At 60.6% G+C, this 254-nt stretch carries 1 pseudogene; it reads left to right on the top strand.

Annotated elements, in window-relative coordinates:
• A pseudogene (locus SB816_RS33365) lies at positions 1–176 on the top strand (acyl-CoA dehydrogenase); the annotation flags it as partial.
• Between the last annotated feature and the right edge of the window lie 78 nt (positions 177–254).

Here is a 254-nt window from a genome sequence, read left to right as displayed (position 1 = left end):
CGTGGGAAGCCGCCAACGCCTGTCTGCAATTCCACGGCGGCTTCGGCTTCGCGTGCGAATACGACGTCGAACGCAAGTTCCGCGAGACGCGTCTCTATCAGGTTGCGCCGATTTCCACCAACCTGATTCTCTCGTACGTCGCCGAACATATTCTCGGCCTGCCGCGTTCGTTCTAACCGGAGAGCCGAATCATGCGCCCTCTCGAAGGCATCAAGGTCGTCACGTTCGAGCACGCAATCGCGGCGCCGTTCTGC

This window comes from Achromobacter sp. SIMBA_011 (assembly GCF_046535435.1).
Taxonomy (GTDB): Bacteria; Pseudomonadota; Gammaproteobacteria; order Burkholderiales; family Burkholderiaceae_B; genus Achromobacter; species Achromobacter dolens.
Note: the sequence above shows the minus strand (reverse complement) of the source record. Positions and strands in the feature narration are given on the sequence as shown.